The organism is Pantoea sp. alder81, from assembly GCF_020179835.1.
Taxonomy (GTDB): domain Bacteria; phylum Pseudomonadota; class Gammaproteobacteria; order Enterobacterales; family Enterobacteriaceae; genus Pantoea.
In genome coordinates, this window is record NZ_JAIUDA010000002.1 from 964,249 (window position 1) to 981,472 (window position 17,224).

Below are 17,224 nucleotides of genomic sequence, written 5' to 3' on the forward strand. Positions count from 1 at the left end.
TTTATACTGTATGAAAAACCATAGCTGTTTTTACATACAGGTGATTTCATGCTGGCACAACTGACCATCAGTAACTTTGCTATCGTTCGTGAACTGGAGATCGACTTTCATCGTGGAATGACAGCGATCACAGGGGAAACCGGCGCAGGTAAATCCATCGCAATTGATGCGCTGGGCCTGTGCCTGGGCGGTCGCTCTGAAGCAGATATGGTGCGTCAGGGTGCCAGTCGTGCCGATATCTGCGCGCGCTTCCAGCTCAAAGCCTCACCTTCCGCACAGCGCTGGCTGGTGGAGAATCAGCTCGATGAAGGCAACGAATGCCTGCTGCGCCGCGTGATCAGTGCCGATGGCCGCTCTCGTGGCTTTATCAACGGCACCTCTGTACCGCTGTCACAGCTGCGTGAACTCGGTCAGTTGCTGATTCAAATCCACGGTCAGCATGCGCATCAACTGCTGCTCAAGCCGGATCACCAGAAACATCTGCTGGATGCTTACGCGGCTCATGATGGTCTGCTTGATGAGATGCGTCAGCATTACCAGCGCTGGCATCAAAGCTGCCGCGTGCTGGCACAACATCAGCAGCTATCACAGGAGCGTGAAGCGCGCCGTGAACTGCTGCAATATCAGCTGAAAGAACTCAACGAATTTGCCCCGCAGCCGGGTGAATTTGAACAGATTGATGAAGAGTACAAACGTCTCGCTAACAGTGGCCAACTGCTTTCGACCAGTCAGCAGGCACTGCAAATCCTCGCCGACAGTGATGACACCAACCTGCAAAGCCTGCTGTATAGCGCACGCAATATGCTGGGTGAATTAGTGTCGCTGGATGACAAAGTCAGCGGGGTGTTTAATTTGCTAGAAGAGGCAGCGATTCAACTGAGTGAGGCCAGCGATGAGCTGCGCCACTATTGTGAACGTCTGGATCTCGATCCGAATCGTCTGCATGAACTGGAACAACGCCTGTCACGCCAGATTGCACTGTCGCGTAAACACCACGTATCGCCTGAAACCTTGCCGGTGCTGTATCAGCAGTTGCTGGACGAAGCAGAACAGCTGTCGCAGCAAGAGAGCGATCAGGAAACGCTGCAAGCGGAAGTGGTGGCTCATCATCAGGCGGCGTTTGCCTGTGCTGAGCAATTGCACCAGCTGCGTGAACAATCGGCGCAGGAGTTGAGCCAGCTGATTACCCAAAGTATGCATACCCTCTCCATGCCGCATGGCCAGTTCGCTATTGAGCTGGAGTTCAAAGCCGATCAACTCTCGGTGGATGGCGCGACACGCATCGATTTCCGTGTGACCACCAACCCCGGCCAGCCGTTGCAGCCTTTAGGCAAAGTGGCTTCGGGTGGTGAGCTGTCACGTATCGCTTTGGCGATTCAGGTGATCACTGCACAGAAAATGGAAACGCCGGCCATGATCTTCGATGAAGTGGATGTCGGTATCAGCGGCCCAACGGCTGCGGTGGTCGGTCAGATGTTGCGTCAGCTCGGCGAATCCACCCAGGTAATGTGTGTGACGCACCTGCCGCAGGTCGCTGGGTGCGGACATCAACACTTCTACGTCAGTAAAGAGACCGATGGTGAGATGACCGAAACCCATATGAAGCCGCTGGATAAACGTGCACGTCTACAGGAACTGGCGCGTCTGTTAGGCGGTAGCGAAGTCACACGCAACACGCTGGCAAACGCAAAAGAACTTTTAGCAGCCTGATTCCGCACTTTTTTCTGGCCTGGTGGTCATATGCTTGCTCTGTAGAGGTTTCCAATAGGACAAAGGTTTATTATCATCGGCAGTCATATCGCCATAATAAATCCTGCCGTAAGCAGAGTTCAGAATTTGATGGCAACAAAACTGCCTGATGAAAGGCGTTTGGCCCCAGAAAAGGAATGTATAGATGCGCTGTAAAACGCTGACTGCCGCGGCAGTGGTAATGTTGATGATGACCGCCGGATGTTCCACCCTTGAGCGCGTTGTATATCGTCCGGATATCAATCAGGGGAATTACCTGGTCGCCAACGATGTTTCAAAGATTCACACCGGCATGACGCAGCAGCAGGTTGCCTACACCCTCGGCACACCGATGATGCGCGATCCGTTTGGCAGCAATGTCTGGTATTACGTGTTCCGTCAGGAACCAGGTCATGAAGGCGTGAAGCAGCAAACCCTGACGCTGACCTTCGACAGCAACGGTACGCTGACCAATATCGACAACAAACCGAAACTCACTGGCAAAGAAGGCTAAGTGAGCGGCAACAAAAAAGGCGCTTAAGCGCCTTTTTTGTGTGTGCTATTTCGCTATTTGTTGGTCGCGGAACGCTCCGCACGCTGACGGCGCATCTCTTTGGGATCCGCAATCAATGGGCGATAAATCTCCACGCGATCGCCATCCTGAACCACATCACCCAACTTTACTGGCCGGCTGAAAATACCCACCTTGTTATTTGCCAGGTCGATGTCTTTGCGCAGTGATAATAAGCCCGAAGCTTTAATCGCCTGCTCTACGGTCGCGCCCTCTTCCAGGGTTACCGAACGCAAATATTGCTTTTCAGGCAGCGCATAAACGATCTCAACGCTAATATCAGGCACGGTAAACCTCTTTCGCGCGCTGGCTGAACGCTTGCACCATACTATTGGCTAATTCTTTGAAGATACGGCCAAAGGCCATTTCTGCCAGCATGTTGGTGAACTCGAAGTCGAGGCTCAGCTCAACTTTACAGGCATCATCGCCTAAAGACGTGAAGTGCCATCCACCGGTCAGCTTACGGAACGGACCATCAACCAGCTGCATTAAAATGCTCTGATTGCTGATCAGGGTATTACGCGTGGTAAAGGTTTTACTGATGCCCGCCTTCGAGACATCTACCGCAGCCGTCATCTGATTTCCGCTGTTATCCAACACGCGACTGCCGGTGCAGCCCGGAAGAAACTGAGGATAAGCGTCCACATCATTCACGAGCTGATACATCTGCTCAGCGCTATAGGGGACCAACGCCGAACGGCTAATCTGGGCCATAATGGTTCCTGTTCATCACAAAACCGTTGAATAATACCATTTTCGGACACCAAACAAAATTCACGGGTTTGCCAGCTGTGCTAAAATAGAGTGTTTTTTACCGCCCCCAGGACAGGGGGATGCGCCCACAGACTGAGTGATGTAGACTACGCCGCACTATGACAAAGAAAAAAGCTCACAAACCCGGTTCAGCCACTATTGCCCTCAATAAACGCGCTCGCCACGAATACTTCATTGAAGAAGAGTTCGAAGCGGGGATGTCGCTGCAGGGATGGGAAGTTAAATCACTCCGCGCCGGTAAAGCCAACATCAGCGACAGCTACATTCTGCTGCGCGATGGCGAAGCCTATCTGTTCGGTTCCACGTTCCAGCCCCTGGCGGTTGCCTCTTCGCACGTTGTTTGCGATCCCACGCGCAGCCGTAAGTTGTTGCTGAAGCAGCGTGAACTCGATTCGCTTTACGGTCGTGTCAATCGCGAAGGCTTTACGGTGGTTGCACTGTCGATGTACTGGAAAAACGCCTGGGCCAAGCTGAAAATCGGCGTGGCGCGCGGTAAGAAAGAACACGACAAGCGTAACGATGTGAAAGATCGCGAATGGCAGATGGATAAAGCACGTATTATGAAGAATTCAAAGCGTTAAGCACTGGATTCATCCGTCATTATTCTGTAGTATTAAAAGTTCTTGGGGCTGATTCTGGACTCGACGGGATTGTGAAGCCTTAGGTGCATGTCGAGGGGCGGTTTGCCTCGTAAAAAGCCGCAAAAAAATAGTCGCAAACGACGAAAACTACGCTTTAGCAGCTTAATAACCTGCCAAGAGCCTTCTCTCCCTAGCTTCCGCTCTTAAGACGGGGATCAAGAGAAGTCAAACCCAAAAGAGATCGTGTGGATGCCTTGCCTGGGGTTGAAGCACTAAATCTAATCAGGCTAGTTTGTCAGTGGCGTGTCTGTCCGCAGCTGGCCGGCGAATGTAAAGACTGACTAAACATGTAGTACCGACGGTGTAATAATTTCGGACGCGGGTTCAACTCCCGCCAGCTCCACCAAAATTCTCCATCGATGGCACCAGAGCCATTCGATGAAGTCCTAAGAGCCCGTAAGGTGAAAGCCTTACGGGCTTTTTTGTGCAAGTGGTTTTGTGGGATGATATACCAGGCCTCTGCAACTATCGATGCTCGTTTGGTTTTTCCCATGTAACTCACCATGTTCTTGATGCGGAAAGCCTCTTAAATAAGGTATAAAGCCGCATGAAAATTCCAAACCGAATCCAACCGCTGGTCGATGATGGCCTAATCGATAACGTGCTTCAGCGCTTGAAGAGCGGCAAAGAGGCTGACGTTTACACTGTCATGTGCGGTGGCAAAGTCCAGTGTGCCAAAGTCTACAAAGAAGCCTCGCAACGCAGCTTTAAGCAAGCTGTGCAATATCAGGAGGGGCGTAAAGTTCGCAACTCCCGTAGCGCGCGTGCGATGCAGAAAGGCTCCAAATTCGGGCGTAAGCAGCAAGAGGAAGTCTGGCATACCGCAGAAGTCGACGCGCTGTTCCGTCTGGCCAAAGCCGGCGTTCGCGTGCCTGAGCCCTATATGTGCCTCGACGGTGTGCTGTTGATGGAGCTGGTCACTGATGCAGATGGCGCAGTAGCCCCGCGACTGAGCGATGTGATGTTGTCAGAACAGGAAGCGTTGACTGATTTCGCCACTATGATTCGCAATATCGTGCGCATGTTGTGTGCCGGCATTGTGCATGGCGATCTGTCAGAGTTTAACGTGCTGCAAGATGAACATGGTCCGGTGATCATCGACCTGCCTCAAGCGGTAGATGCCTCAGCAAACAACCACGCCGAATCGATGTTCGAGCGCGATGTGAATAACATCACCGAATATTACGGTCAGTTTGCCCCGCAGATTTTAGAAACGCGTTATGCGAAGGAAATCTGGCAGCTATTTGAAGACGGCAAGTTAACGCCTGAAACCGTGTTGACCGGCCTGTTTGTGGAAGAAGTCCATGATGTAGATATGAACTCATTGCTGGATGAGATTATTTCTGCGGAAGATGAGTACTACGATCGCCAGCGAGCGGCTAAAGAGCGGGATGAAGAATAGTCAGCCAGCCTGATTCGCTGGCTTTTAGTTATAGTGAACCCATTATTCAAATTTCGCCTGCTAAACAGATACATGTGCAGCCCGTCACTTTCATTGACTGGCTGAAAAGCTGTTTCTCATCTCATCAATTGCGCTGGGTGAAAGCAGCAGCACAGATTTAAGACTCACCTCAATACGTTCAACGATGGCTTCTCTCGGGCCTGAACGCCACGCCTCGCTGGCATAAATCCTTCCAGGACATCGTGCATTTCCTCTTCATTTTCAAATGCACGAAGAAGAAAATAGCTATCAGCATCATGGCGAGAACAACCGTAAGCGACGACATCAATTCCCTGCTCGACGTGCAGAGGAACACTGATATCTTGCATGATTCGATGGAAGGTTCTGCCTGTGCCTGTTTTCAACCTATATTGCAGTATTTCAACAACTCGACTTTTCATCTCTCATCCTTAAGACATTTTCTGTGGTGATAGCGGTACTAAAAAATACCCTCTGCTAGAAAAAGATACAGTGTCATATCCATTAAAACAGAGGCGACTCACAACTTTCATCGGCTTGCCTTCAGGGCCTCCAGGCTGTGCACATAGCAGCATGACTTAAAATGCTCATTTTTCGCGCCATCCAAACCCGATGATTCAATTAAGGTTATTCCTGGAGCCAATTCGAGTTGAGCGTGCCATTGTTAACTACGCTCACAACTCATAGAGCGATTGATGAGGGAATATTTATGAAAAAGACAATTATTGCTGTATCTGCCCTGCTGCTGGCTTCTTCGGCTTTTGCCGCCACTACACATGCAACTGACGAAACTGTAGCGAACGCGCAAGCGGGCGCTAATACCGCCAAAGAGAAGCTGCATCAAGCGCAGCATCAAGGCGAAGAGCAGCAGCTGAAAGCTAAACACGCTGTTCAAGGCAAAAGTGATAGTACCAGCAGTAAAGTGAGCGAAGGCGCTCAGAAAGGCTGGAACAACACCAAAGAAGGCACTGAAAAAGGTTGGGATGCCACCAAAGAAGGTGCCAATAAAGGCTGGAATAAAACCAAAGAAGGTGCCAGCGATCTGAAGAAGAAAGTGACTGAATAATTTCTTCTGACGGAATCCTGAAAGGCCGCGATTGCGGCCTTTTTTGTTTTACAACTTTGCGTCCGGTTCGATATCGACTTACACTTCGCCCAACACTCATTAACCATTTTCTCTCATGTCTGACACCTTCAAACGCCAACCTATCCCATTACCTAACGGCCAGAACAAAGTGCTGTTGCACTCATGCTGCGCGCCGTGCTCGGGTGAAGTGATGGAAGCGATGCTGGCTTCCGGTATCGATTACACCATCTTTTTCTACAACCCAAACATTCATCCGCTGAAAGAGTATGAGCTACGTAAAGAGGAGAACATCCGCTTTGCCGAGCAGTTTGGTGTGCCCTTCGTGGATGCCGATTACGATAAAGACAACTGGTTTGATAGGGCGCGTGGCATGGAGTGGGAACCGGAGCGTGGCGTTCGCTGCACCATGTGTTTCGATATGCGCTTTGAACGCACTGCACTTTATGCGCATGAAAATGGCTTCCCGGTGATCACCAGCTCGTTGGGCATTTCGCGCTGGAAGGACATGAAGCAGATCAATGACTGCGGCGTGCGTGCGGCAGCGCACTATCCCGATATGCTGTATTGGGAATTTAACTGGCGTAAAGGTGGTGGATCATCGCGCATGATCGAAATTAGCAAGCGCGAGCGTTTCTATCAGCAGGAGTATTGCGGTTGCATATACTCACTGCGCGACAGCAATCGCCATCGCGTGGCCAGCGGGCGTGAACGTATAGAGATTGGCGTGCAATATTATCAGCCAGATGAATAGGGATGTCGCCTGCTGGCATCGGTCAGCAGGCGCTTAGTATCACCAGGCTAATTGCCTGCCACTGTAATCAACGTAGTGATGTCCGCCCTGCCCGGCAAAACGGTTCATCTGCGCCACTAATCCCTGAGCACTTTCCACCGCAGTGATATCCGCATCATCACCACCCATATCGGTTTTCACCCAACCCGGATGCAGTGACAGCAAAGTTGTACCACGCGAATCCATCTGCTGAAGCAGTGCACGGCTCAGCATATTCAGCGCCACTTTGCTGGCTGAGTAATAGGGGCGAAGCGCTTCCGCGTTTTCCGTCAGGCTGCCGAGACGAGATGTGGTGATGCCAAGCACGCCCTGTTTTTCCGTCAGCAACGGTAACATGCCTTCCGCCATGCGCACGGGCGCAACGCTATTGGTCATAAACAGCTGTATCAGTTCATCATCGGAGGTGGCGATCAATTCCATCGAATCAGGGCCGAGAATACCGGCATTGATCAGCGCGCGATCAAATTGCTCACCTTTGAGTTGCTGGAGTAACTGCTCACGCTGTGTGGCAATAGTGATATCCAGTGGCAGCCAGCGCAGTTTTTCATGTTGATAGGAAACGGCGGTGCTGCGATAAGTGGCGGTTACGTCCCAGCCATCGGCCAGCAGTTGCTGCACCACCGCCAGTCCAATCCCCTTTGAAGCACCGATAATCAACGCGCGTTTTGTTTGGCTCATTTTCACCTCAGAACTTTCTGATAACCAATCAGTGGATAATCAACAGCCTTTGAATTAAGTCAAATAACCGTTGATTCATGTTCAATATTCTATAATTTTATCATGTAGTTAAGATTAAAAAGGTCTGCCTCAGCACGCTTACAATGAACGATTGTTCATTCTTGCATCACTGTTTACGGCTTTGTTAAAGTCCATTTTATGTTCACAGTGAGCAATGCGCATGGGTGTTGCCTTGTTGCAATCGCTTGATACTAACGGGCGTGAAAAATTTGAAGAGGCAATCAGTGCTTTACAGGGCGATATATCAACTATCGCCTCTCTATCGATCCCCGCCTGCGAATTGAGTATTCGAAACTGATTAAGAAAATGGCCGATGATTTACGATTGCCAACCAAATGGGAGCAATTTGGTGAAGATGAAGCAGGTATTTAATCTTTCTTTTGCACCACAATATCCGGCGACTGAAACCGCGCAGGCGCGAAGTGAATTAATTATTGATCAACAGCCCTGCGGCATCGTGATTCCCGGATCCGTGCTGGAGGCGGCCGTTGAAATTAACGCCGGAAGGTTTGTTTTGTTTGTCACGGATGGTATCTCGTATGAAGAGTCGCTGAGCATCGTGCTTTATCAACGCGGTGAAGGAGTGCAAGAAATCATTCACATCGAGAATGCCTACAGCTCAGGATTTTTTGAGCAGTTCGCAATTCATCAGGATCACATCGAATTTAAATTTCTCGGAGGAGCACGCTGGTCGCTGGAAGTGGCAGATGCGCCCAAATTTGCACTACCTTTCATTGGCGATCCTCAATTCGTTAAACGTAGCCCCGGATTCAAAAAGCAACTGCTCATCACGTCTCATGAAAAAAGGGCAGGATAACCTGCCCTTAGTTTCACTAACGAAACACCAACGTTAGCACGACAATCACCACCATCATTATTAGCAGATGGCACACCACTTTATTAAGATTCCGATTCCGCATAGCGCCTCCATGGGGTTAGAACCACTGGCCGAAGCGTTTGATGTAGAGCATTTTCATGCCCTGTGCGACTACGCAGTAACCTAACAAGGTCGCGACCAGCCATGGGAAATAAGCCCATGGCAACGGCGTCAATCCCACCATGTGTCCCAACGGGGAGAATGGCAGCAGAATGCCGGCAATCATCACACACGCCGTAGTCAGCAGCACCGGCAGTGCAGCACGGCTCTGGATGAACGGAATTTTTTGTGTGCGCAGCATATGCACCACCAGCGTCTGGGACAGCAACCCTTCAACAAACCAACCGGACTGGAACAGTGACTGCATTTCCGGTGTGTTGGCGGCAAACACGTACCACATCACAGCAAAAGTCGTGATATCAAAGATCGATGATGTAGGACCAATCCACAGCATAAAGCGTTTGATATTACGCGCGTCCCATTTGCGCGGTTTACGCAGGAACTCACGATCCATTTTGTCCCATGGCAGCGCCAGCTGAGACAGATCGTACATCAGGTTCTGAATCAGCAAATGAATCGCCAGCATCGGCAGGAACGGAATAAAGGCGCTCGCCACCAGCACCGAGAACACGTTGCCAAAGTTGGAGCTGGCGGTCATGTTCAGATACTTGATGATGTTGCCGAAGGTCTCGCGCCCTTTCATCACCCCCTCTTCCAGTACCATCAGATCCTTTTCCAGCAGGATGATGTCAGAAGACTCTTTGGCGATATCCGCTGCGCTGTCGACTGAAATCCCCACATCCGCATCACGCAGCGCAGGCGCATCATTGATGCCGTCGCCGAGGAAGCCGACGGTATGTCCCTGCTGCTGCAGCGCGCGCAGAATGCGTGATTTCTGCAGCGGCGTCAGTTTGGCGAACACCGCGCTGTGCGCTGCCGCCTCCGCCAGTTGCTCGTCACTCATCATCGCGATCTGATCGCCAGTCACGATATCGCCACTGTCGATGCCCACCTGCTGGCAAATACGTGCGGTGACCACCGGATTGTCACCGGTCAGCACTTTGACGCTCACGCCGTTATCGCGCAGCGCGGTGATGGCTTTGGCGGCACTCTCTTTAGGCGGATCGAGGAAGGTCAGCAGCCCTTCCACGGTCAACCCTTGCTCATCTGCGACGCTCAGCGCCTGCTGCAAGCCCGGCTCCTCCAGTACACGACTCGCCACCAGCAATACACGGAAGCCTTGCTCGTTGTACTGGTGGGCCAGTGCTAACAATTCAGCGCGGCGCTTTTCATCCAGCGGCTGAACCAGTTTTCCTTCACGCTCAGCCGTAGCGATGCTCAGCATCTCTTCCACCGCGCCTTTACAGATCAGCATCTGTTGATTCAGACGACGATCGCGCACTACAACAGAAACGCGGCGACGCACAAAATCAAACGGCAGCTCATCCACTTTGGCGTAATAGTCGCCCATGTCCGCCGTTACACGATCCTTGCCGTACCGCAAAATCGCGCGATCCATCAGGTTTGGCGTACTGCTCTGATAGTGGCTGTTGAGCCAGCTCAGCATCAACACGCGAGAGTTTTCTACCCCAGCGCAATCCAGATGATGCTCAAGAATAATGTTGTCCTGGGTCAGCGTGCCGGTTTTATCGGTACACAGGATATCCATCGCACCGAGGTTTTGAATCGCGTTCAGCCGTTTCACAATCACTTTGCGGCGTGACATGGCAATCGCGCCTTTCGCCAGATTCGAGCTGACAATCATCGGCAGCATTTCCGGCGTCAAACCCACCGCCACCGCCAGCGCAAACAGCGAGGCATCCAGCCAGTCACCTTTGGTTAACCCGTTAATCAGCAGCACCACCGGCACCATCACCAGCATGAAGCGGATCAGCAGCCAGCTCACGCTGTTCACACCGCGATCAAAAGCGGTTTGAGTACGGTTGCCGACAATCGATTTCGCCAGGCTGCCGAAGTAGGTTTCGCCGCCGGTTGCCACCACCACGGCTTTGGCGCTGCCACTGGAGACGTTGGTGCCCATCAGACATACGCTGCCGAGTTCCAGCAGAGAGGCGCCCTGCTCGCTGGTGCCTGCGCCCTTACTGGTCACGTTACCTGTGACGTCATATTTCTCCACCGGCAGAGATTCACCGGTGAGAATCGCCTGGCTGATAAACAGGTCACGCGAATCCAGCAAACGTACGTCGGCAGGCACCAGATCGCCAGCAGACAGATAGATAATGTCTCCGGGCACTAAAGTGGCAATATCCACTTCCTGTTTAGCCGGTGGCTGCTGCGCAGATTCCCGGCGCAGCACGGTGGCGGTCGTGCGCACCATGGATTTCAATGCCTGCGCGGCTTTATTGGTACGGAACTCCTGCCAGAAGCGCAGCAAACCGCTGAGCGTTACCATCGTCACAATGATGATGACACCGGTCAGATCGGTCTCCTCGCCTTTACGCAGCGGCAGGACGTAATCAGTGAAAAAGCTCACCGCCGCCAGCGCCATCAACACATAAATGAACGGGTTGTTGAATGCCCGAATCAGCTGAATCAGCGCGTGCGGCGCTTTATCATGAGCCACCTGATTGCGGCCATAAACCTCCAGACGCGCTTCGGCTTCACGTTCGCTCAGGCCCAGTGCGTCACTGCGCAGGCGAACCAGAGTTTCATCGGCGGTGAAACCCGCTTCGTCTTCAATCAGATAGCGCGGCGTTTTCTGACGCTGCGGGCGTGCGTTGCTCCAGGCTTTTTTGTCCTGGTTGAGTTTCATGTCAGTCATGATGACATTCCTCTATTCTTTTTTACGGCAATAAATATCCCTGCGCGTTAAGCACACATTCAGGGAGAAACTTAATTAACGGTTTAGCGTTAGCTTATTAAAAATAGCCTGTCGGGAATTTCCATATCACCTCCCGGAAATAAAGCGCGAAGAAAATCGCTCGTTAATATAACGAGTGAATAACAGATTCGATGTTCAGGCGTGCGCAGTTATGCGGAGGTCATCCGTTTAACGCGCAGCAAAATTCTGCACGCTGAAGATCAGCGCGCGCATCGAGGCGGAGGGAAAAGTGCGTTTAAAATCATGTGCATGATGAGATCCCCACGGGCATCAATCCGCTACTGTCGTTTAAAGGGGAACAATCATCAGAAAGGAGAGAGGATTGCTGCCCGCCGTGTTGGCAAGCAGCGACAAAAGAATTCGCGCGTCAGCTTGCCTTGTGTTGCCATCTAAAAGGGTGACTGTCCAACTGAATTCTCCTGTTTGAAGTTGGCGCCATTATATTCCTGAAGAATTTGAAGTAAAGTTAATTATTTCCGTTCAGCAACGAGTTTAATTTCCGTTGTGATTTGGTTGATGTAAGGACCAAAATTAGCGAGTCTGTAACACAGCACAGTGCGATAACAATAACTGCATATTTAACAGGCTTATAACCGAACCACCGCGCTTAGAACCGTAAAGCATATGCATAGCCATAAATTGACTATTCTTCATTACGGCGCTCTCGTAAACTCGCGTTACTTTTTTAAGGCAAGGAAACAACATGAAAAAAATTATTCCCTCACTGCTGGCGTTATCGCTGGTAGCCGCCTTCTCCGCTCAGGCCGCAACACCCAAGGATACGCTGGTGATTGCGCAGTCGACTGACGATGCTGATAGCTTCGATCCGGCGCAGGGCTTTGAACTCACCACAGTGCAAGCATTCACCAACATCTATCAGCGTTTGGTTCAGTCGGATCCGACTAATCCTACCGATCTGAAGCCGACGCTCGCCACCTCGTGGACGCCAGGCAGTGATAACCGCAGCCTGACCTTTGAACTGCGCAAAGGCGCGCAATTCGCCAGCGGCAATCCGCTGCGTCCGGAAGATGTGATCTTCTCGCTGGGTCGCGTGGTGAAACTTAACCTTGATCCTTCCTTTATCCTGACGCAGCTCGGCTGGAATAAAGACAACGTCGATACCTTCCTGAAGAAAGTCGATGACAACCATGTGCAGATCAGCTGGAGCGCCAACGTCAGCCCGGCCTACGTACTGAGCCTGCTATCGGCCCCAGTCTCTTCAATTGTGGATGAGAAAACCGCGCAGGCGAACGCTAAAAACGGCGACTTCGGCCACGCCTGGCTAGGCACCAACTCAGCCGGTAGCGGCCCGTATCAGATTCGTAAAGTGGTGCTGCATGAAGTGGTGCTGCTGACCGCGAACCCGACCTCACCGGCGGGCGCACCGAAGCTGAAGAATATCCTGATCAAGAACGTGCCAGAACCTGCTGCGCGTCGTCTGCTGCTGGAACAGGGCGATGTGGATATCGCCCGTAACCTCGGCGCGGACCAAATAGCAGCGCTGAAAGGCAAAGCGGGCGTGAAGACCGAAGCGATTCCGATGGCTTCGCTGTACTACATTCAGTTCAACGTCGGTGAAAATCCCGTGCTGAAGAATCCAGCCCTGTGGGAAGCAGCACGTTACCTGTTCGACTATAAAGGCATTGCTAACGACTTGCTGAAAGGCCAGTTTGAAGTGCATCAGACCTTCCTGCCAAAAGGCTTCCTCGGTGCGCTGAACGACACGCCGTTCACTTACGATCCGGAAAAAGCCAAAGCGATTCTGAAGAAAGCAGGATTAACCAACGTTAGCTTTAAACTCTCTACCAGCAACCAGCCGCCGTACCTCGACATCGCGCAAGCGCTGCAGGGCAGTTTTGCCAAAGGTGGCGTGAAGGTAGAAGTGCAGCCGGGCCTGAGTTCTGAAGTCTCTACTCGCGTGAAAGCGCATCAGTACGAAGCCACGCTGAACGCCTGGGGCGCGGATTACTTCGATCCGAATACCAACGCCGCATCGTTCGCCTACAACCCGGAAGATGGCAGCAAAACCATCGCTTACCGCTCTGACTGGCACATTCCCGAGTTGAGCAAGCAGACGCTGGCCGCCACCGCCGAATCCGACAGCAACAAACGCGTTGAGCTGTATCAAGCCATGCAGCGTGAAGTACTGAAGAACTCGCCGTATGTGATTGGCTTGCAGGCACGCAACCTGATTGCGCTGCGCGATAACCTGCAAGGCTATGTGCAGGGGATTAACCCAGACATGGTGTATTACTCGCAGGTTTCTAAGTAATGGCAGTGTCTGCTTCACAGGCCGGGTTCGCCCGGCCGCTCTGGCAACGCTTCAGCCGCCTGGTCACCAGCCTGTTATCGCTACTGGTGACCTTGATTGGTTTGTTAGCGTTCACTTTCATGTTGTCGCACCTGTCACCGGTTGATCCGGTGCAACAGATCGCGGGCGATCACGCCAGCGAAGCCACCTACACGCAAGTGCGTCACGATTTGGGTCTGGATCAGCCGGTATTGGTGCAGTTCTGGCGCTATATCAGCCATCTGGCGCAGGGCAATTTAGGGCTATCGCATCTAACCAATCAGCCCGTCAGCGCTGATCTGATGCGTACCTTCCCCGCCACCATTGAACTTGCCACCTGTGCGATGATCTTTGCCGCGGTGTTTGGTATTGCCTTAGCACTGCTGGCCGCGTGGAAACCGGGCAGCGTTATCGATAACGTTGCGCGCTTTATTTCGCTGCTTGGCTATTCGGTGCCGGTATTCTGGCTGGGTTTGCTGGGCTTGCTACTGTTTTACGCCGTGCTGCACTGGTCCGCTGGACCGGGACAGCTGGATGATATCTGGATCTACACGCTGGAGCCGAAAACCGGCTTTGTACTGATCGATAGCTGGCTGTCAGGCGATCCAGAGATGTTCCGCAATGCGATTGCCCACCTGTGGCTGCCGGTGGTGATCCTTGGTTTACTGGCGATGGCCGGTATTACGCGTCTGCTGCGTGCCGCGCTATTGGAAGAGAGCAGCAAAGAGTATGTGATTCTGGCGCGCGCCAAAGGCGCAAGCCGCAGCCGCATCCTGCTGCGCCATATCTTCCCCAACGTGCTGGGTACGCTGATCACGGTGATCGCCCTCTCCTACGCCACGCTGCTGGAAGGTTCGGTGTTAACAGAGACAGTATTTGCCTGGCCGGGTGTCGGGCGCTATATGACCAACGCGCTGTTTTCCTCTGATACACCAGCGATTCTCGGCTCGACCCTGCTGATTGGCAGTTGCTTTATTCTGCTCAACGCCGTGGCCGATGCTCTCACCTGGTTAACCGATCCGAGAACCCGATGACTCAACAACTCTCTGAACTGGAAACAGTTCGTCCGCGTCGCCGCCGCGCGCGCGTGACTTCACTGACCATCGGTCTGACGCTGGTGGTGATTGTAGTGGCGATGGCGCTGTTTGCCCCGCTGCTGGCACCCTTTGACCCTAACGCGCAAGTAATCGCCCAGCGTTTGCAGGCCCCTTCCGCACTGCACTGGTTCGGCACTGATGGCTTTGGCCGTGATTTGCTGTCACGCGTGATCTACGGTGCACGCCCCACGCTGCTACTGGTGTCTCTGATTCTGGTGCTGACCATTCCGGTGGGTCTGCTAATCGGGATTACCGCTGGCTACGTTGGCGGCTGGACCGAACGCGTGCTGATGCGCATCACGGATATCTTCCTGTCGCTGCCGAATCTGGTGATCGCGTTAGCGCTGGTCGCCATGCTCGGCCCAGGATTGATGAATGGCGCGCTGGCGCTAGCCCTAACCAGTTGGCCACCGTTTGCCCGTCAGGCGCGTGCGGAAACCCTGGCGTTACGTCGCAGCGACTATCTGGCAGCTGCGCGCATGCAGGGCATCACCGGCCTGCGCTTGATGTTCGGCCATATTCTGCCGCTGTGCTTGCCGACCGCCGTGGTGCGTGCGGCACTGAGTCTCGGCGGCATCATTCTCTCCGCAGCGGGACTCGGCTTCCTGGGCATGGGCGTGCAACCGCCAACGGCCGAATGGGGTTCGATGGTGGCAGAAGGCAGTAAAGTGATCTTCGACCAATGGTGGGTGGCCGCCGCACCGGGTGGAGCAATTCTGTTCGCCAGCCTGGCGTTTAATCTGACAGGCGATGGCCTGCGCGACCGACTGGATACCCGTCATGCCAAATGATCTGTTAATTGATGCGCAAGGACTGACCATTCGCAGCGAAGATACGTTGCTGGTGGATAATATCGCCTTCCAGATTGGCCGCGAGCGCGTGGCGCTGGTGGGTGAATCCGGTTCGGGTAAATCACTGACTGCACGTACATTGATGGGCTTGCTGTCGCCAGCATTACAGTTGCAGGCCGATCGCTTGCAGGTGGTGGGTGCCGATGCCCTCAGCCTGCGTGAACGTGACTGGATCGCCCTGCGCGGCGGTAAAGTGGCGATGGTGATGCAGGACCCGAAATACGCACTGAATCCAACGCGTACCATTGGCTGGCAAGTGGAAGAGCCGCTGGTGCTGCACCGCAAAATGAGCCGTGCCGAACGCAAAGAGAAAGTGTGCGAGATGCTGGATGCAGTGGGTTTGCCCGATCCGCGCCAGTTGATGAAGCGTTATCCGCATCAGCTCTCCGGCGGTATGGGGCAACGCGTGATGCTGGCGATTGCCCTGATCACCGATCCTGAACTGCTGATTGCCGATGAACCGACCTCGGCGCTCGATCATGCAATGCGCGATCAGGTGCTGGCGCTGATTCGTCGTTTAGTCGAACAGCGCAATATGGGCTTACTGCTGATCAGCCACGATCTGCAACAGGTCTCCGAGCACTGCGACCGCGTGATGGTAATGTACAAAGGCAAATTGCTGGATACGCTACCTGCGGCACAACTCTCCAATGCGACCCATCCTTACACCCGCACGCTGTGGTCCTGTCGCCCAAGCAAAGCCACGCACGGTGAACGTTTACCGGTGCTGGATCGCGCTGCGCTGGAGGCAGACCATGATTGAGTTAAACAATCTGAGCGTGTCGCATAAACAAGGCTATGAACTGCGCACTGTAGTGCACGACGTATCCTTGCAGGTGGCGGCGGGCGAATGTTTCGGTTTGGTGGGGCCATCGGGCTGCGGCAAGTCATCGTTGCTGTGGGTGATGGCCGGACTGAATCCCTTCTGGAGCGGCAGCATGCAGCTGGCAGGCACCGATGTGCAGCCAGGTAAAGCCTTTACCGGCCCGCTGCGGCGTGATGTGCAGATGGTGTTTCAGGATCCCTATGCCTCACTGCATCCACGCCATCGCCTGCGCCGCACGCTGGCCGAACCTTTGAAGATGCTGAAGCGCGATAATATCGACGACCGCATCAACGACGGTTTTCGCCATGTTGGGCTGGATCCGGTGCTGGCGGATCGTTATCCGCATCAGCTTTCCGGCGGGCAGCGTCAACGCGTGGCGATCGTGCGCGCGCTACTGCTGGAGCCAAAGATCCTGCTTTTGGATGAGCCAACCTCAGCACTGGACATGTCAGTGCAGGCGGAAATTCTGAATCTGCTGAATGATTTGAAGCAGAATGACGGGTTGACCATGGTGCTGGTGAGTCACGATCCTGATGTGATCGATCACATGTGCGACCGCGCGGCCCATATGGCATTGGGTCGGATTGTTGAAAGGGTAAATTAACTTCGTCCTATCGCGGCGCAATATATTGCTGGTCTTTAAACTGACCGCGATACAGCGCGCCGCTTTCAGCCGTTTATGAGCAGAGGGA

Annotated in this window: 16 protein-coding genes, 1 other RNA gene and 1 pseudogene; 13 read left to right on the top strand and 5 right to left on the bottom strand. The window is 53.1% G+C overall.

Annotated elements, in window-relative coordinates:
- Positions 1-48: 48 nt before the first annotated feature.
- Both recN and bamE read left to right on the top strand, forming a co-directional pair.
- Entirely contained in the window at positions 49-1,710 is a 1,662-nt protein-coding gene (gene recN, locus LBW88_RS09380) for a DNA repair protein RecN (RefSeq protein WP_224930453.1), read from the top strand.
- Positions 1,711-1,894: 184 nt separating this feature from the next.
- Positions 1,895-2,242: an outer membrane protein assembly factor BamE gene (gene bamE / locus LBW88_RS09385; protein WP_224930451.1), complete on the top strand. Its 348-nt coding sequence runs from the start codon at positions 1,895-1,897 to the stop codon at positions 2,240-2,242.
- A gap of 53 nt (positions 2,243-2,295) precedes the next feature.
- Here the strand turns inward: bamE and LBW88_RS09390 are convergent, their stop codons facing one another.
- Complete coding sequence (locus LBW88_RS09390) at positions 2,296-2,586, bottom strand: RnfH family protein (RefSeq protein ID WP_224930449.1); 291 nt, start codon at positions 2,584-2,586, stop codon at positions 2,296-2,298.
- Positions 2,579-3,013, bottom strand: coding sequence for a type II toxin-antitoxin system RatA family toxin (locus LBW88_RS09395; RefSeq protein WP_224930447.1), 435 nt, complete (start codon positions 3,011-3,013; stop codon positions 2,579-2,581). The genes LBW88_RS09390 and LBW88_RS09395 overlap by 8 nt, the downstream gene beginning before the upstream one ends.
- A gap of 158 nt (positions 3,014-3,171) precedes the next feature.
- Between LBW88_RS09395 and smpB the strand changes: the two genes are divergently transcribed.
- The 3 genes from smpB (at position 3,172) to LBW88_RS09410 (ending at position 5,116) form a co-directional block, all read left to right on the top strand.
- The gene (gene smpB / locus LBW88_RS09400; protein ID WP_224930445.1) at positions 3,172-3,654 is read left to right on the top strand and encodes an SsrA-binding protein SmpB; all 483 of its coding nucleotides are present in this window, start codon (positions 3,172-3,174) and stop codon (positions 3,652-3,654) included.
- 44 nt (positions 3,655-3,698) lie between these two features.
- Positions 3,699-4,060: a transfer-messenger RNA gene (ssrA, locus tag LBW88_RS09405) on the top strand.
- A 201-nt stretch (positions 4,061-4,261) separates the two neighbouring features.
- Complete coding sequence (locus LBW88_RS09410; RefSeq protein WP_224930442.1) at positions 4,262-5,116, top strand: PA4780 family RIO1-like protein kinase; 855 nt, start codon at positions 4,262-4,264, stop codon at positions 5,114-5,116.
- Positions 5,117-5,206: 90 nt separating this feature from the next.
- On the opposite strand, the pseudogene LBW88_RS09415 reads toward LBW88_RS09410, so the two are convergent.
- Positions 5,207-5,556, bottom strand: a pseudogene (locus LBW88_RS09415) (NIPSNAP family protein).
- A 287-nt stretch (positions 5,557-5,843) separates the two neighbouring features.
- Here LBW88_RS09415 and LBW88_RS09420 point away from each other — a divergent pair.
- Both LBW88_RS09420 and LBW88_RS09425 read left to right on the top strand, forming a co-directional pair.
- Complete coding sequence (locus tag LBW88_RS09420) at positions 5,844-6,200, top strand: hypothetical protein (RefSeq protein ID WP_224930440.1); 357 nt, start codon at positions 5,844-5,846, stop codon at positions 6,198-6,200.
- Positions 6,201-6,315: 115 nt separating this feature from the next.
- Positions 6,316-6,972 (top strand): epoxyqueuosine reductase QueH, encoded by a 657-nt coding sequence (locus LBW88_RS09425; protein ID WP_100702100.1) that lies wholly within the window; start codon positions 6,316-6,318, stop codon positions 6,970-6,972.
- A gap of 39 nt (positions 6,973-7,011) precedes the next feature.
- Here LBW88_RS09425 and LBW88_RS09430 read toward each other — a convergent pair whose 3' ends face one another.
- Entirely contained in the window at positions 7,012-7,689 is a 678-nt protein-coding gene (locus LBW88_RS09430) for an SDR family oxidoreductase (protein WP_224930437.1), read from the bottom strand.
- 409 nt (positions 7,690-8,098) lie between these two features.
- On the opposite strand from LBW88_RS09430, the gene LBW88_RS09435 reads away from it, so the two are divergent.
- Positions 8,099-8,566: a hypothetical protein gene (locus tag LBW88_RS09435; RefSeq protein ID WP_224930435.1), complete on the top strand. Its 468-nt coding sequence runs from the start codon at positions 8,099-8,101 to the stop codon at positions 8,564-8,566.
- Positions 8,567-8,684: 118 nt separating this feature from the next.
- Here LBW88_RS09435 and mgtA read toward each other — a convergent pair whose 3' ends face one another.
- Positions 8,685-11,408 (bottom strand): magnesium-translocating P-type ATPase, encoded by a 2,724-nt coding sequence (gene mgtA, locus LBW88_RS09440; protein WP_224930432.1) that lies wholly within the window; start codon positions 11,406-11,408, stop codon positions 8,685-8,687.
- A 763-nt stretch (positions 11,409-12,171) separates the two neighbouring features.
- Here mgtA and LBW88_RS09445 point away from each other — a divergent pair.
- Genes LBW88_RS09445 through LBW88_RS09465 form a run of 5 tightly spaced genes read left to right on the top strand, consistent with a single transcriptional unit; the run spans position 12,172 to position 17,136 of the window.
- The gene (locus LBW88_RS09445) at positions 12,172-13,740 is read left to right on the top strand and encodes an ABC transporter substrate-binding protein (protein WP_224930429.1); all 1,569 of its coding nucleotides are present in this window, start codon (positions 12,172-12,174) and stop codon (positions 13,738-13,740) included.
- Positions 13,740-14,792 carry an ABC transporter permease gene (locus LBW88_RS09450; RefSeq protein WP_224930426.1) on the top strand — a complete coding sequence of 351 codons (1,053 nt, stop codon included), beginning with the start codon at positions 13,740-13,742 and terminating at the stop codon, positions 14,790-14,792. The genes LBW88_RS09445 and LBW88_RS09450 overlap by 1 nt, the downstream gene beginning before the upstream one ends.
- Positions 14,789-15,646, top strand: coding sequence for an ABC transporter permease (locus LBW88_RS09455; RefSeq protein ID WP_224930424.1), 858 nt, complete (start codon positions 14,789-14,791; stop codon positions 15,644-15,646). The genes LBW88_RS09450 and LBW88_RS09455 overlap by 4 nt, the downstream gene beginning before the upstream one ends.
- Positions 15,636-16,469 (top strand): ABC transporter ATP-binding protein, encoded by an 834-nt coding sequence (locus LBW88_RS09460; RefSeq protein ID WP_224930422.1) that lies wholly within the window; start codon positions 15,636-15,638, stop codon positions 16,467-16,469. Before LBW88_RS09455 ends, LBW88_RS09460 begins: the two co-directional genes overlap by 11 nt.
- Positions 16,462-17,136 (top strand): ABC transporter ATP-binding protein, encoded by a 675-nt coding sequence (locus LBW88_RS09465; protein ID WP_224930419.1) that lies wholly within the window; start codon positions 16,462-16,464, stop codon positions 17,134-17,136. The genes LBW88_RS09460 and LBW88_RS09465 overlap by 8 nt, the downstream gene beginning before the upstream one ends.
- Positions 17,137-17,224: the final 88 nt, after the last annotated feature.